The following is a 14227-nucleotide window of genomic DNA, read 5'->3' as shown; positions in this document are numbered from 1 at the left end:
TCGGCATGGCGAAGCGACGACGCGGCCGTGCGCCGCTTCGCGCGCGATGCATCGCATGACAGCCCGGCACTCGCCGGGCTGTTTGCGTTTCGGGCGGTAACGGCCGGCGGCGGCTCTCGCGCTGCCCGACCGTCGTCACATCTTCGAAATGCTCTCGACGATCCCGCGCCGAACGCGCTCCAGCTTCGCGCTGGCGACGCTGAACCGGGTCCGGGCGCTGTTGGTGTTACTGTCGATGCGGTTCGTCCTGTCGCCCAGGATCTGGTCCCGGACGGTGGGATCGACGACCGTATCGAAGAACCTCCGTACGGTCAGCACCGCGTATTGCTTTGCGGTCGCGAGCTGCGCATTGGCCTGCGTCAGCGCGGTGAGGCGGGCGGCCGGATCCCGGTCGTCGATGCTGCGCCGGTACTTCAGCGCGAACACCAGCGCCTCCATGTCCAGCCTGAACCTGCGGACGGCCTCGCCAAATGCGAGCGAGTGCGCGTCGGAGCCCGTGACGGCGCGCCCCTTGTTGGCCACCATGTCGAACTCGCTGGAGGCCAGCTCACGCTGCAGCGTGAACAGCTCGGTGCTGAGGACGCGTCCTTCGCTGTATTCGCCGACCTGGGTGCGGACCAATTCCGCGACATCGCCGATCGCCTTCCACAATCCGGCGGCGAACAGGTGATCGCCACGCTTGCTGATGTTCATTGCGTCTGTCCCTCGTTCTGTTTTCTTGATCTCTCAGGCTCTGCCTGCAGGCCGGTGGGCCCGCGGCTTCGGTACTGTAGGAGAAATTTCGGCGACGGAAAAGCCGGCAATCAACCAAGAAAAAAAACGGAAGCGGCCAATCGGCCGCTTCCGCCTTCACGTTCCTCGGACTAGCCCGGCGCATGCGCCGCCGGGCCATCAAGGTCACTCCGCCTTGCCGTCCCGCAGCCGCGGAATCCCCAGCGGGTTCGCGTCCTGCAGCCCGTCCGGCAGCAGATCGTCCGGGAAGTCCTGGTAGCACACCGGCCGCAGGAAGCGCTCAATCGCGGTCGCGCCGACCGACGTCACCGCCGGGTTCGACGTCGCCGGGAACGGCCCGCCGTGCACCATCGCATCGCACACTTCGACGCCGGTCGGGAAGCCGTTGACCAGCAGGCGCCCCGCCTTGCGCTCCAGGATCGGCAGCAGCCGGCGCGCGAGCGGCTTGTCGGCGGCGTCCATCTGCAGCGTCGCCGTCAGCTGGCCTTCGAGTGCGTCGAGCACGCGCGCCATCTCGTCGAGATCGCGGCAGCGCACGATCAGCGACGACGGGCCGAACACTTCATGGCCGAACGCCGGCTCGGCCAGGAACGCCTGTGCGCCGACTTCGAACAGCGCGCCGCTCACGTCGCACGCGCCCTGCGCCGCGCCGCCCGCGCCGATCGGACGCACGCCCGGCAGCTCGGCGAGCTGGCCGCGGCCGTTGCGGTACGCGTCGGCGATGCCGCGCGTCAGCATCACGCCGGCCGGCTTTGCGGCGAGCGCCTGCGCAGCGACGGCTTCGAAGCGATCGAGATCCGGACCGTCGAGCGCAAGCACGAGCCCCGGGTTCGTGCAGAACTGGCCGACGCCGAGCGTCAGCGAATCGACGAAGCCCGTCGCGAGAGTGTCGGCGCGCGCGGCGAGCGCGGCCGGGAACAGCAGCACCGGGTTGATGCTGCTCATTTCCGCGTAGACCGGAATCGGCTGCGGACGCGCATTCGCGAGCTGCGTCAGCGCGACGCCGCCCTGCCGCGAACCGGTGAAGCCGACCGCCTGGATCGCCGGATGGCTGACGAGCGCCGCGCCGACCACGCGGCCCGGCCCGATCAGCAGCGAAAACACGCCGGCCGGCATCCCGCACTTCTCGGCCGCCGCGCGGATCGCGCGGCCGACCAGCTCGGACGTGCCGAGGTGCGCCTCGTGCGCCTTCACGATCACCGGGCAGCCGGCCGCGAGCGCCGACGCGGTGTCGCCGCCGGCGACCGAGAACGCGAGGGGGAAGTTGCTCGCGCCGAACACGGCGACCGGCCCGAGCGGAATCTTCTGCAGCCGCAGGTCGGCGCGCGGCAGCGGCGTGCGTGCCGGCTGCGCGGGGTCGATCGATGCGGCCAGGAAGCGGCCGTCGCGCACGACGCGCGCGAACTGGCGCAGCTGGCCGACCGTGCGGCCGCGCTCGCCCTGCAGGCGCGCAACGGGCAGGCCCGTCTCGGCGTGCGCGCGCTCGATCAGCGCGTCGCCGAGCGCGACGATCTCGTCGGCGATCGCGTCGAGGAACGCGGCACGCGCGGCCAGCGGCTGCGCGCGGTACGCGTCGAACGCGTCGCGCGCGAGTTCGCAAGCACGCTCGACGTCGGCCAGTTCGCCGACGCCGAACGCCGGCGCATCGATCGGCGCGCCCTGCGCCGGATTGAACGCGCGCAAAGTACCGGCCGAGCCGTAGACCGCGTCGGCGCCGATCAGCATCTCACCTGTCAGTTGCATGGGTGTGCTCCGTGGTTCGGGAATAGGTCGCCCATTGTAGCCCAACAGATACGATGTCTGCCGACTTGATTTTGGCTTGCGGGGTACTCCTCGCGAACTGCTCGATCACCGCTGAGCCTTATACATAGTGGGATTTCGCAGAATTTTGATCCATTTCGGCATCGACGAGAGGGAAAACCCGAGTTACGTCACCGCACTCGTCGTCACTAAACTTCACGCCATGTCATATGACGACGTACATTAAAGTGCCTAATCAAACTCCCTCCCGCGATCTCCCGATCGACCTCGCCCGGGCCGCGCGCCGCAGCGCCGTGCGCTACTGGATCCTCGCGATGCTGTTCGTCGTCACGACGCTCAACTACGCCGACCGCGCGACGCTGTCGATCACCGGCACGCCGATCCGCAAGGCATTCGGCATCGATCCGGTGACGATGGGCTACATCTTCTCGGCGTTCAGCTGGGCATACGTGCTCGCGCAACTGCCAAGCGGCTGGCTGCTCGACCGCTTCGGCGCGCGGCGCGTCTATGCGGCCAGCATCTTCCTGTGGTCGGCGTTCACGCTGCTGCAGAGCACGATCGGGCTCGGCGGCAGCGCCGCGTTCGCGGTCGCCGCGCTGTTCGCGATGCGCTTCGCGGTCGGCATTGCCGAAGCGCCCGCGTTCCCGGCGAACGCGAAGGTCGTCGCGAGCTGGTTCCCGACCGCCGAGCGCGGCACCGCATCGGCGATCTTCAACTCCGCGCAGTATTTCGCTGCGGTCGTGTTCTCGCCGCTGATGGCATGGCTCACGCATGCGTATGGCTGGCACTACGTGTACCTGTTGCTCGGCGTCGCCGGCATCGCGCTTGCGCTGCTGTGGCTGCGCGTCGTGAAGGATCCGGCCGACCATCCGGCGGTGAACCGCGCGGAACTCGAGCATATCGCGCAGGGCGGCGGCCTCGTGCGCACGAGCACCCGGGGCAAGGACGCGCGGGGTTCGCAGTCCGAGAGCAACAAGGTCGCGGGCTGGTACTACGTGCGCCAGCTGCTGTCGAACCGGATGCTGATCGGCGTCTACCTCGGCCAGTACTGCGTGAACGTGCTCACGTACTTCTTCCTCACGTGGTTCCCGATCTATCTCGTGCAGGCGCGCGGGATGTCGCTGCTGAAGGCCGGCTTCATGACGTCGCTGCCCGCGATCTGCGGGTTCCTCGGCGGCGTGCTGGGCGGGATGCTGTCGGACGGGCTGATCCGGCGCGGCGTGTCGCTGACGCTCGCGCGCAAGATCCCGATCGTCGGCGGGATGCTGCTGTCGATGGCCATCATCGGCTGCAACTACGTCGACAGCGAAGCGCTCGTGATTGCGCTGATGGCGCTGTCGTTCTTCGGCAAGGGCATCGGCTCGCTCGGCTGGGCGGTCGTCGCGGACACGGCGCCGAAGGAGGCGATCGGGTTGTCGGGCAGCCTGTTCAACATGTTCGGCAACACGGCGGGCATCGTCGCGCCGATCGCGATCGGCTATCTCGTCAGTGCAAGCGGCTCGTTCAACGGCGCGCTCGTGTTCGTCGGGCTCAACGCGCTCGTCACGGTGCTCAGCTATCTCGTGATCGTGAAGGACATCAAGCGGGTCGAACTGCGGCACCGCGACACGTGAAGGATCGGCGGGGCGGAAGGATCGGCGGCCGCATGTAGCGGCCGCCGTTTGCATCTGCTCGCCGCATGCGCGATGCGCAGCAACTTTGCGGTTTCAGGTCAGGCCGCAGCGCGACGCTTACCTCCAAGGTAATGCCCGTGCCGCGCAGGATTGCCTATCATCCCGAGCATGAACCCGACCGCCGCCCTCCATTCGATCCCTCCATCCGCCGGCCGCGCGTCCGGCATCGGCCCGCTGCTGCGCACCTGGCGTCAACGTCGGCGCCTGAGCCAGATGGCGCTCGCGCTCGACGCCGAAGTCTCCGCGCGCCACCTGAGTTTCGTCGAATCGGGCCGCGCGCAGCCGAGCCGCGAGATGGTGCTGCATCTCGCGGAGCGGCTCGACGTGCCGCTGCGCGAGCGCAACGCACTGCTCGTCGCGGCCGGCTTTGCGCCGCTCTTTCGCGAACGGCCATTCTCCGATCCGCAGCTCGACGCCGCGCGCCATGCGGTCGAAGCCGTGCTGCGCGGTCATGAGCCCTACCCGGCGCTCGCGGTCGACCGCCACTGGACGCTGCTCGCCGCGAACCGGATGCTCGGCGCGCTGGTCGCGCAAGCCGATCCGGCGCTGCTGCAGCCGCCCGTCAACGTGCTGCGGCTCAGCCTGCATCCGGACGGCCTCGCGCCGCAGATCGTCAACTGGCGCGAATGGCGCGCGCACATCCTGCATCGTCTGCAGCGGCAGATCGACGCGAGCGGCGACCGCACGCTGCACGCGCTGCGCGACGAGCTCGCCACGTATCCGGCGCCGGCCGGCCAGCCCGACGACACGCACGCGCGCGCCGACTACGCGGACATCGCGGTGCCGCTGCGGTTGCGCACGGCGGCCGGCGAGCTGACGTTCTTCAGCACGACGACGGTGTTCGGCACGCCGGTCGACGTCACGCTGTCGGAACTCGCGATCGAGGCATTCTTTCCGGCGAATCCGGAGACGGTGGAGGCGATGCGGGCGCTGGCGGACGCGCTGCCGGCGTAGCGCGCCGAATGGCCGTCACCGGCGCTCGAACGCCAGCCTGACGCCCAGCCCCAGCAGGACCACGCCGCTGACCCGATGCATGCGCGTCAGGATGCGCGGATTGCGGCGAATCGACGCCGACAGCAGGCCGGCGAACAGCGCGACCGGCCCTTTGACGACAAACGTCAGCCGGCGCCGAGGAAACCTGACGGACGATCACGCGAAGCTGCGTGGACAGACGGGACGCGGGCAGCCCTGCGCATGGCATGCCGATTGAAAGGTGTGATTGATAAGATTTTCGGCGAGACCGCAGGCCGTCACATATTCACACGATGAAAAAGAAAATACTTGCCGCTTTGTCACTGTGCGCCGCCCTGCCCGGCGTCGCGCTCGCACAATCGACCCCGGCTCCGACGCTGAAACCGGGCGACACCTGGATCTACGTAGATACCGTCGAGATCGGCCCGAATGGCTGGCGCCAGACGCGCGACCAGATTTCCGTGCAACGCACGACCCCGGAGCACATCTACGTCGAAACGCAGCAGAGCGGCGCGACGCAAGCGCCCCGTGAACTGATCGTCGACGCGGACTGGAGCCGTTCGCGCAGCGTGAACGGCACGCAAACCGTGGTGAACCGCCCGCTTGCGTTTCCGCTGACGGTCGGCAAGACGTGGACGATCCGGTACAGCGAGTCGCACCCGAATCCCCAGCATGCATCGGAAGCCTACGACACGCATTACAAGGTCGTCGGCCCAGACACCGTCACCGTGCCCGGCGGCAAGTTCGACGCGATCAAGATCGAGGCCGAAGGCACATGGAACGCGCAGGCTGCACCAGCACAGTCGATCGTGTCCGGTGTGAGCCGCAACACAGGCGGCTCGACGATCGTGATGCAGAGCCGCAACGGCGGGACAGCGGAACTGACCGGCAAGACCTACAAGGCGTTCTGGTACGTGCCGGCGGTCGGCCGATGGGTCAAGTCGGTCGAGGAGTACTACGACGTGAACGGCGTGCGGACGGCGCGCTACACGAACGAACTGGCATCGTACCGGCGGGCGGGAACGGAGACCGGTGCGCCGTTGGTCAGCGAGTCCGCGCCAACGCCGCCGGAAGGCCAACCGCCCGGCGACCAGTGACGGCGCGCACCGCCCTCATTCACGTATACAAGGAAGCCTGCGGCAACTCGCCCGTCAACGCGAACCGCCCGACATCCCTCAACCGATAGTCGAGCGGATCGTGCAGCGTATGCGTGCGCGCGTTCCGCCAGAAGCGGTCGAGCCCGAGCGATGCGGCCGTTGCCCGCGCGCCGCACGCGTCGAACAGCGCTTCGCCGTTGTCGAGCGCCGCGCGCTGCGCAACGATCTTCGCTTCCGACACGGCCAGCGCGACTTCGGCGCGCCCGTCTGCCGTCAGCGCATCGTGCTGCACCCAGGCGCGCTGCAGCACGTCGGCCGCGCGATCGGCGAGCGCCGCGGCGGCCACCGCCTGCACGCGCAGGTCGCCGAAGCGCTGCAGCGTATAGGGATCGTCGGTCGCGCGTTCGACGCCCGCATGAATCCACGGCCGACCGTGCTTCAGCACGTAGTCGCGCGCGGCACCAAGCGCGCCTTCCGCAAGCCCGACGAACAGGTTCGTCAGCACGAGCTGCGACACGAGCGTGCGCAGCGTCGCGCGCGGCGTCGGCGGCGCTTCCGAACGATGCAGCACTTCATCGGGCGCAAGCGTCACGCGGTCGAACGTCACGCTGCCGCTGTCGGTCTGCCGCTGGCCGACCGGATCCCAGTCGTCGTTCACGGTGATGCCCGCGCGGTCGGTCGGCACGACGCCGAACACCGTGCGGCCGATGGCCGGATCGTGCGCGGAGACCGTCATCCGCTGCGAGCCGCGCGTGCCCGAGCAGAAGCCTTTCACGCCGTCGAGCCGGTAGCCGCCGTCGGCCGTCGCGGTCGCGACGAGCCGCGTGTCGAGCGGATTGACCGCATTGCCCCACCACCAGCGATGCTCGACGGTGCCGCGCAGATAGCGTTCTCGTTGCGCCGGATTGCCCCACACGTCGACGCTGACCACCTGCAGGCACTGGAATCCGACCAGATGCGCGAGCGCGCTGTCGACGCGCGCGATCTGCCGGATCGCGTCGTAGATCGAGAGCCACGCGGCCTCCTGTCCGCCGAACGCGCGCGGCACCGCGAGCGTCAGCAGTCCCGCGTCGGCCAGCCACTGCTTTTCCCGCGCGGCATGGCCGCCCGCGCGATCGCGCGCGGCGGCGGTTTCGCGCAGCGCATCGATCACGCGCGCAAGCGCGTCCGGATCGATTGCTGACACATCCGTTGCCGCGGCGAGCGTCGCCGGGCCGCGTGGATCGTTCATGCGATGGCTTCCTGTTCCTGGGCCGAGACAGCTTCCGACAACGGCACGAGTTTCCCGAGTTCGCGCCTGCCGGTCAACTGCGCGAGGATCTCGCGCCGCCAGTCGTCGTAGATCGCGCGATAGTCCGCGATGTCCGCGCCGAACACGTGCGCGGTGTGCGCAAATTCGTCGTGCAGGTAAGCGTCGAGCCGCACCTGCATCTCATCGTCGGCCTCGATCACGCGATCGATCAGCGCTTCGCGCTCCACGGCCGGCAGTGCCGCCAGCCTGTCGAACCACCACTGCACGATCTGCACGCGATGCCATTCCTCGTCGGGACGGATGCGGTTCTCGCCATGCTCGCGCATCGCGCCGTCGGCGACGCGGCCGGTCTTGCGCTGGACCCACAGCTTCGCGAGGATGTGCAGCTCGTAATGCCATTCGAACGCGAGAAAGCCCGCGATGTCGCGCACGGCCAGATCGCCGATGCGTGCCCAGTGCGCGGCGACGAGCCGGTCGACCTCCGGCAGCGGATCCTGCCCGGTCAGCTCGGTCACGCGTTCGCGGCCGATCACCGCATGCGCGCCGTCGTCGCCGAGCTGGCGCGACAGGATCAGCTGGAAATGTGGATCGTTACGGAACAACGTGTCGATCGCCTTCGCGACGACCTGCACGATGAACAGGTCGTGTGACGCCATCTTCGTGTAGTAGTCCGCGACCGCGGCGAACTCGTCCGCGGTGCGCGGCTCGCGCGGCGGCGTCGCAAGCTTCGCGGGGAAATCGGGGCGATGGCGTCGCGCCACGTCGAGAAACAGCGCTTCCTCGAATTGTCCGTTCCACTCGCGCGGCGCGCCGATGGGCAGTGTCATGATGTTTCGGTCTCTCAGGATCGTTGGTTGGGAAAGCGGGCGCTCGTGGCGCCCGCTCATGCACGCCGGGTCAGGTGTCGGACCAGGCGATCGCCCGTGACTTGCACGGCCGAGACGAGCGCGATCAGGATCACGATCACGGTCGCCATTACTGTGGTGTCGAAGCGCTGGTAGCCGTAGCGGATCGCGAGATCGCCGAGCCCGCCCGCGCCGACTGCACCCGCCATCGCGGTCGAGCCGATCAGCGCGACCACGGTGATCGTGAAGCCGCCGAGCATGCCGGGCAGCGACTCCGGCAGCAGCACGTGCCAGACGATGTGGCCGCGTTTCGCGCCCATCGCGAGCGCGGCTTCGATCAGCCCGCGATCCACCTCGCGCAGGCTCACCTCGGCAATCCGCGCGAAGAACGGGATCGCCGCGATCGACAGCGGCACGACAGCCGCCCAGATGCCGATCGTCGTGCCGATCAGCAGGCGCGTGAACGGCAGCAGCGCGACGAGCAGGATGATGAACGGCGTCGAGCGGAACACGTTGACGATCGCGCCGAGCGCTGCGTTCAGCGCGCGCCGCTCGTAGATGCCGCCGGGCGCGGTCGTCACGAGGATCACCGCGAGCGGGATGCCGGCGAGCGCCGCGATGGCCGCCGATGCCGCGACCATCGACAGCGTGTCGCGGATCGCGTCGAGCAGTTCGGGCCACCAGAGCTCAAACATAGCCGAGCACCTCCGCGTGGTTCGCATGACGGCGCGCGCGTTCGAGCAGCGCATCAGCCGCATCGACCACTCGCCCCTCGGCCGCGCCGGGCGCCGCCGCGATCACGAGGCGGCCCTGCGCGCGCCCCTGGATGCGCTCGATGCCGCCGTGCAGGAACCGTACCGATCCGCCGAGCGCCGCCGCGAGCGCGCCGACGTCCGGCTCGCCGCCGCTCTCGCCCGTAAAGCGGACGTCGAGCACGACCTGCGCGCCGTCCGGCAGCGCCGCGTTTTCCGGCAGCGGGTGCACGCGCGCGGCGAGTTCGGCCGGCAGGTCGTGCACGAGCGTGCTGAGCAGCGCGCGCGTCGCGCCGTGTTGCGGATCGCCGAACACGCGCCACACAGGCCCGGTCTCGACGAGTTCACCCTGTTCGATCACGGCGACCGTGTCGCATACCGCGCGGATCACTTCCATCTCGTGCGTGATCAGCACGATCGTCAGGCCGAGCCGGCGGTTGATGTCGGCGAGCAGCGCGAGGATCGACTGCGTCGTCTCCGGATCGAGCGCCGACGTCGCCTCGTCGCACAGCAGCACTTCCGGATCGTGCACGAGCGCGCGCGCGATGCCGACGCGCTGCTTCTGTCCGCCGGACAGGCTCGCCGGATACGCGTCGCGCTTCGCGGTCAGGCCGACGAGTTCGAGCAGCGCGGCGACCTTGCGTGCGCGCTCGGCCTTCGGCACGCCGGCGATCTTCAGCGGCAGCGCGACGTTCTCGGCCACCGTCTTCGCGGACAGCAGGTTGAAATGCTGGAACACCATGCCGGTGCGGCGGCGCAGCGCGACGAGCCCGTTTTCATCGAGCGCGCCGACGTCGACGCCCTGCACGCGCACGCTGCCTGACGTCGGGCGTTCGAGCCCGTTGACGAGCCGCAGCAGCGTCGACTTGCCCGCGCCGCTGCGGCCGATGATCCCGTACACCTCGCCGCACCGCACGTTCAGCGTCACGTCGCGCAGCGCGGCGGCCTGCCCGCGCGGCGATGCAAACACCTTGCCGACGTGTTCGAGCGCGACGGCGATGCCGTCCGCGGCGACGCCGCCGGTCGCGTGCGCGTCAGGCTCGGCGCGTGCCGCCGAGGCCTCGACGAAACCCGGCCTGTCGAAGAATTGCGTCATCGCGTTGCTCCGTCAGGCCGAAACGTGCGCCGGCTCGCGTGCGGCGGCCGGCCGGTGCTGCGCGCCCGCATGCCACGCGGGCAGGCGCGCGCCCGCGCCGAACAGCTTCTCGCGCAGCGTCGGCGCGGCGTCGTAGTCTTCCTTGTAGAGGCCGCGGTTCTGCAGCTCCGGCACGACCCAGTCGACGAAATCCTCGAACGACTCGGGCATCACCGTGCGCGTCAGGTTGAAACCGTCGATGCCGGTTTCGTCGATCCACGACTTCAGCTCGTCCGCGACCTGCGACGGCGATCCGACGATCGGGTGATAGCGGCCGCCGAGCGACATCTGGTCGAGCATCCGGCGCACGGTCCACGTGCCGCTGGTGCTCTTCTTCGAGATCGCGTCGACTGCCGACTGGATCGAGTCGGTCTTCACGTACGAGATCGGCTCGTCGAGCCCGTACTTCGCGAAGTCGATGCCGGTCGAGCTCGCGAAGTGCGCGAGGCCGGCCTCGGCGCTCGCATGACGCCGGTATTCGTCGAACTTCTCGCGTGCCAGCCGCTCGTTCTCGGCGGTGACGACGGTCACGCCCGCGAAGATCTTGATCGACGCCGGATCGCGCCCTTGCCGCGCCGCCGCCGCGCGAATGTCGAGCGCCGCCGCGCGCGCGGCCGCCTTGCTCTGGCCGTTCACGAACACGCATTCCGCGTGCCGGCCCGCGAACTCGACGCCGCGCGCCGACGACCCGGCCTGGTACAGCACCGGCGTGCGCTGCAGTGACGGCTCGCTCAGATGGATCGCGTCGATCGAATAGAACGGCCCGTCGTGCTTCACGCGCCGCACCTTGCCGGGCTGCGCGAACACGCGCGCGTGCGCGTCGCGGATCACCGCGTCGTCATCCCAGCTCTGCTCCCACAGCTTGTAGACGACGTCCATGTAGTCGTCCGCGCGTTCATAGCGGTCGTCGTGGCCGATCTGCTGCGCGAGGCCCATCCCGCGCGCGGCGCTGTCGAGATAGCCGGTGACGATGTTCCAGCCGACGCGGCCCTTCGTCAGGTGATCGAGCGTCGACATGCGCCGCGCGAACAGGTACGGCGGCTCGTAGGTCAGGTTCGCGGTCACGCCGAAGCCGAGATGCTTCGTCACCTGCGCCATCGCGGGCACGATCAGCAGCGGATCGTTGACGGGCACCTGCACCGATTCGCGCAGCGCGGCGTCCGGGCCGCCGCCGAACACGTCGTACACGCCGACGATGTCCGCGAGGAAGATGCCGTCGAACTTGCCGCGCTCGAGCGTCTTCGCGAGATCGGCCCAGTAGTCGAGATCCGTGTAGTGCGCGGAGCGGTCGCGCGGGTGCGTCCACAGACCGTGATTGATGTGTCCGACGCAGTTCATGTTGAACGCGTTGAGCAGGATTTTCTTGTTCGCCATCTGCGCCTCCGTCACCACGCGATCGCGTACAGCGAGCCGAACGCTTCGTCGAGCGCCTTGCGCACCGCGGGCGAATGCTGGTAGATCGCAATGAACTTGCGGATGCGCGGATCGTTCGCGCTCTCCGGCCGCACGACCCACTGCAGTGCGTAGTTCTTGTTCTCGGTGCCGTCGAACAGCAGCGCGCTGTTCGGATCGGTCGTGCCCGCGAGCTTGATGAAGCTCGGGTAGCCCTGCGCGAGATCGACGTCGTCGAGCGCGCGCGCGAGCTGCGACGCTTCGAGCGCAATGATCTTCAGGTGCTTCGGATTGGACACGATGTCGAGCGTCGTCGCGCGGTAGTCGACGCCCGGCTTCAGCGTGATGAGCCCCGCACGCTGCAGCAGCAGCAAGCCGCGGCCGCCGTTGACGGGATCGTTCGCGATCGCGACCTTCGCGCCATCCTTCAGCTCGCCGAAGCTTTTCACCTTCTTCGAATACAGGCCGATCTTCATGATCGTGCCCGGTGCGATCGACACGAAGTCGTAGCCGCGCTGCTTCTTCGCGTTCTCGAGGAACGGGATGTGCTGGAAGTAGTTGACGTCGATGTCCTTGTTCGCGAGCGCCGCGTTCGGCGTATTCCAGTCGGTGAACTCGATGATCTTCACGTCGAGCCCCTGTGCCTTCGCCTCGTTCGCGGCGATCTTCAGCGCGCCGATCTGCGGGGTCGTCGACACGCCGACCTTCAGCGGCGCGGGTTCGGCCCGCGCGCCGGCCACGAGCGCCGCGCCGAGCAATGCGGCCGCCGCCAGTCGCACGAAACGCGCGGCGCGCCGGGCAGAAAAAACGGGATGCAGCATGGAAACCACTCTCCAGACCAGGGACGAAATCAACGCATGAGCGACGCCGCGGCGAACGCGGGAGCGTTCTCCGGACCGGTCGTCATGCCAACGGATATGTCAGACGATGATAGAGAGCGGCCGTGGGGTGGTCTACGAAGCGATTCTGCGAAGAAAATCGCCGCCAGCGATTTGCGAGGGCCGGCGCCGGCGGCCACCCGGATGGCTGAAATCTCGGCCTGCCCAAACCGGGAATTCCGAGGTTTCAGAACACTGCTGTCCCACTGGTTTCGTCAGACAACAAAAACGACATCAAAATCAAAGGGTTGCAAAAATCTCCGGCAACAACGCCGCTGGCACGGACGTTGCGTAATACCCGGCATGCGATGCCGCAACGCGGCGCCGGCATTCCAAATTCAAGGAGACACGTCTTGCAGACCTCGACCCCCACCCCTATCCACGCGGAGCCGATTGCCGAGGCCCGCCCCGTCACCGGCGCACCCGAGCGCACCCGTTTCTGGCCGGAAGGCTGGTGGAAGCTGATGGAAATCCGCATCGGCATCATTCCGCTGCCGGTCTACTTCATCCTGCTCGCGCTGATCGTCGGCTTCGCGGTCACCGGCAAGGTGCCCGGCGAGATCTCGATGGCGATCGCCGTGCTCGCGTTCTTCGGCTTCACCTGCGCGGAACTCGGCAAGCGTCTGCCGCTGTTGCGCAACATCGGCGCCGCGGCGATCTTCGCGACCTTCGTGCCGTCCGCGCTGACCTACTATCACGTGCTGCCGAAGCCCGTGCTGAACCTGACGGTCGAGTTCACGAAGCAGACGAACTTCCTGTACCTGTTCATCGCGTCGATCATCGTCGGCAGCATCCTGAGCATGGACCGGCGCGTGCTGATCCAGGGCTTCGTGAAGATCTTCATCCCGCTCGCGGCCGGCTCGATCGCCGCCGCGATCGTCGGCACCGCGGTCGGCACGCTGCTCGGACTCGGCGCGCGGCACACGCTGCTGTACATCGTCGTGCCGATCATGGCAGGCGGCGTCGGCGAAGGCGCGATCCCGCTGTCGATCGGCTATTCGGAAATCCTGCACCTGCCGCAAGGCGAGATGTTCGCGATGGTGCTGCCGCCGGTGATGCTCGGCAGCCTGACCGCGATCATCCTGTCGGGCGCGCTCGACATGCTCGGCAAGCGCATGCCGCACCTGACCGGCAACGGCCGCCTGCAAGTGGGCGAAAGCGGCGACATGACGCCGGAAAACGAAGAGATCCGCGGCCACGTCGACGTCACGCACATCGCAGGCGCCGGCATCACCGCGATCACGCTGTACCTCGTCGGCCTGATGGCGCACAAGCTGTTCGGCCTGCCCGCGCCGGTCGCGATGCTGTTCCTCGCGGTGCTCGTGAAGCTCGCGCGCGCGGTGTCGCCGCCGCTGCAGGAAGGCGCGTTCGTCGTCTACAAGTTCTTCTCGACCGCCGTCACCTATCCGCTGCTGTTCGCGATCGGCGTCGCGATGACGCCGTGGGACAAGCTGACCGCTGCGTTCACGCTCGTCAACGTGATCACGATCGTCTCGACCGTCGCGACGCTGATGGGCACGGGCTTCGTGGTCGGCCGCCTGCTGAAGATGTACCCTATCGACACGGCCATCGTGAACGCGTGCCACAGCGGGCAGGGCGGCACCGGCGACGTCGCGATCCTGACCGCCGCGAACCGGATGCAGCTGATGCCGTTCGCGCAGATCGCGACGCGTATCGGCGGCGCAATCGTCGTCACGGTCACGCTGATCCTGCTGGCCCATCTCGGGTAACGGGTCGC

12 protein-coding genes and 1 pseudogene are annotated in these 14227 nt (G+C 68.3%); 4 read left to right on the top strand and 9 right to left on the bottom strand.

Going from position 1 to position 14227, the window contains the following annotated elements; genetic code table 11:
• Positions 1-135: 135 nt before the first annotated feature.
• Positions 136-693, bottom strand: coding sequence for a hypothetical protein (locus tag ACV229_RS08475; protein WP_448082662.1), 558 nt, complete (start codon positions 691-693; stop codon positions 136-138).
• Positions 694-897: 204 nt separating this feature from the next.
• A complete protein-coding gene (locus ACV229_RS08470; RefSeq protein ID WP_448082661.1) occupies positions 898-2475 on the bottom strand; it encodes an aldehyde dehydrogenase (NADP(+)) in 1578 nt (525 codons plus the stop codon).
• 227 nt (positions 2476-2702) lie between these two features.
• On the opposite strand from ACV229_RS08470, the gene ACV229_RS08465 reads away from it, so the two are divergent.
• On the top strand, positions 2703-4106 hold the full coding sequence (locus ACV229_RS08465) for an MFS transporter (RefSeq protein ID WP_448082660.1): 1404 nt from the start codon (positions 2703-2705) through the stop codon (positions 4104-4106).
• A 168-nt stretch (positions 4107-4274) separates the two neighbouring features.
• Positions 4275-5120, top strand: a complete 846-nt coding sequence (locus tag ACV229_RS08460) for a helix-turn-helix domain-containing protein (protein WP_448082659.1) — start codon at positions 4275-4277, stop codon at positions 5118-5120.
• 15 nt (positions 5121-5135) lie between these two features.
• Here ACV229_RS08460 and ACV229_RS08455 read toward each other — a convergent pair.
• A pseudogene (locus ACV229_RS08455) lies at positions 5136-5288 on the bottom strand (LysE family translocator); the annotation flags it as partial.
• Between the two features lie 143 nt (positions 5289-5431).
• Between ACV229_RS08455 and ACV229_RS08450 the strand changes: the two are divergent.
• A complete protein-coding gene (locus ACV229_RS08450) occupies positions 5432-6235 on the top strand; it encodes a hypothetical protein (RefSeq protein ID WP_448082658.1) in 804 nt (267 codons plus the stop codon).
• Positions 6236-6254: 19 nt separating this feature from the next.
• On the opposite strand, the gene ACV229_RS08445 is transcribed toward ACV229_RS08450, so the two are convergent.
• Genes ACV229_RS08445 through ACV229_RS08420 form a run of 6 tightly spaced genes read right to left on the bottom strand, consistent with a single transcriptional unit; the run spans position 6255 to position 12432 of the window.
• Positions 6255-7466 (bottom strand): acyl-CoA dehydrogenase family protein, encoded by a 1212-nt coding sequence (locus tag ACV229_RS08445; RefSeq protein ID WP_448082657.1) that lies wholly within the window; start codon positions 7464-7466, stop codon positions 6255-6257.
• Positions 7463-8314 (bottom strand): hypothetical protein, encoded by an 852-nt coding sequence (locus ACV229_RS08440; protein ID WP_448082656.1) that lies wholly within the window; start codon positions 8312-8314, stop codon positions 7463-7465. The genes ACV229_RS08445 and ACV229_RS08440 overlap by 4 nt, the downstream gene beginning before the upstream one ends.
• A 56-nt stretch (positions 8315-8370) precedes the next feature.
• Positions 8371-9027: a methionine ABC transporter permease gene (locus ACV229_RS08435; protein WP_448082655.1), complete on the bottom strand. Its 657-nt coding sequence runs from the start codon at positions 9025-9027 to the stop codon at positions 8371-8373.
• Positions 9020-10180, bottom strand: coding sequence for a methionine ABC transporter ATP-binding protein (locus ACV229_RS08430; protein ID WP_448082654.1), 1161 nt, complete (start codon positions 10178-10180; stop codon positions 9020-9022). The genes ACV229_RS08435 and ACV229_RS08430 overlap by 8 nt, the downstream gene beginning before the upstream one ends.
• Positions 10181-10192: 12 nt before the next feature.
• Entirely contained in the window at positions 10193-11593 is a 1401-nt protein-coding gene (locus ACV229_RS08425) for an LLM class flavin-dependent oxidoreductase (RefSeq protein WP_448082653.1), read from the bottom strand.
• An 11-nt stretch (positions 11594-11604) separates the two neighbouring features.
• Complete coding sequence (locus ACV229_RS08420) at positions 11605-12432, bottom strand: MetQ/NlpA family ABC transporter substrate-binding protein (protein ID WP_448082652.1); 828 nt, start codon at positions 12430-12432, stop codon at positions 11605-11607.
• 410 nt (positions 12433-12842) lie between these two features.
• Between ACV229_RS08420 and ACV229_RS08415 the strand changes: the two genes are divergently transcribed.
• On the top strand, positions 12843-14219 hold the full coding sequence (locus ACV229_RS08415; protein WP_448082651.1) for a 2-hydroxycarboxylate transporter family protein: 1377 nt from the start codon (positions 12843-12845) through the stop codon (positions 14217-14219).
• Positions 14220-14227 lie beyond the last annotated feature (8 nt).

It is taken from the genome of Burkholderia sp. MR1-5-21 (assembly GCF_053427715.1).
This window is presented reverse-complemented; position numbering and strand designations above follow the sequence as displayed.

Coding starts and splice junctions, on each gene's coding strand:
- ACV229_RS08475 (WP_448082662.1), bottom strand. CDS start 693: ATGAACATCAGCAAGCGTGGCGATCACCTGTTCGCCGCCGGATTGTGG.
- ACV229_RS08470 (WP_448082661.1), bottom strand. CDS start 2,475: ATGCAACTGACAGGTGAGATGCTGATCGGCGCCGACGCGGTCTACGGC.
- ACV229_RS08465 (WP_448082660.1), top strand. CDS start 2,703: ATGACGACGTACATTAAAGTGCCTAATCAAACTCCCTCCCGCGATCTC.
- ACV229_RS08460 (WP_448082659.1), top strand. CDS start 4,275: ATGAACCCGACCGCCGCCCTCCATTCGATCCCTCCATCCGCCGGCCGC.
- ACV229_RS08450 (WP_448082658.1), top strand. CDS start 5,432: ATGAAAAAGAAAATACTTGCCGCTTTGTCACTGTGCGCCGCCCTGCCC.
- ACV229_RS08445 (WP_448082657.1), bottom strand. CDS start 7,466: ATGAACGATCCACGCGGCCCGGCGACGCTCGCCGCGGCAACGGATGTG.
- ACV229_RS08440 (WP_448082656.1), bottom strand. CDS start 8,314: ATGACACTGCCCATCGGCGCGCCGCGCGAGTGGAACGGACAATTCGAG.
- ACV229_RS08435 (WP_448082655.1), bottom strand. CDS start 9,027: ATGTTTGAGCTCTGGTGGCCCGAACTGCTCGACGCGATCCGCGACACG.
- ACV229_RS08430 (WP_448082654.1), bottom strand. CDS start 10,180: ATGACGCAATTCTTCGACAGGCCGGGTTTCGTCGAGGCCTCGGCGGCA.
- ACV229_RS08425 (WP_448082653.1), bottom strand. CDS start 11,593: ATGGCGAACAAGAAAATCCTGCTCAACGCGTTCAACATGAACTGCGTC.
- ACV229_RS08420 (WP_448082652.1), bottom strand. CDS start 12,432: ATGCTGCATCCCGTTTTTTCTGCCCGGCGCGCCGCGCGTTTCGTGCGA.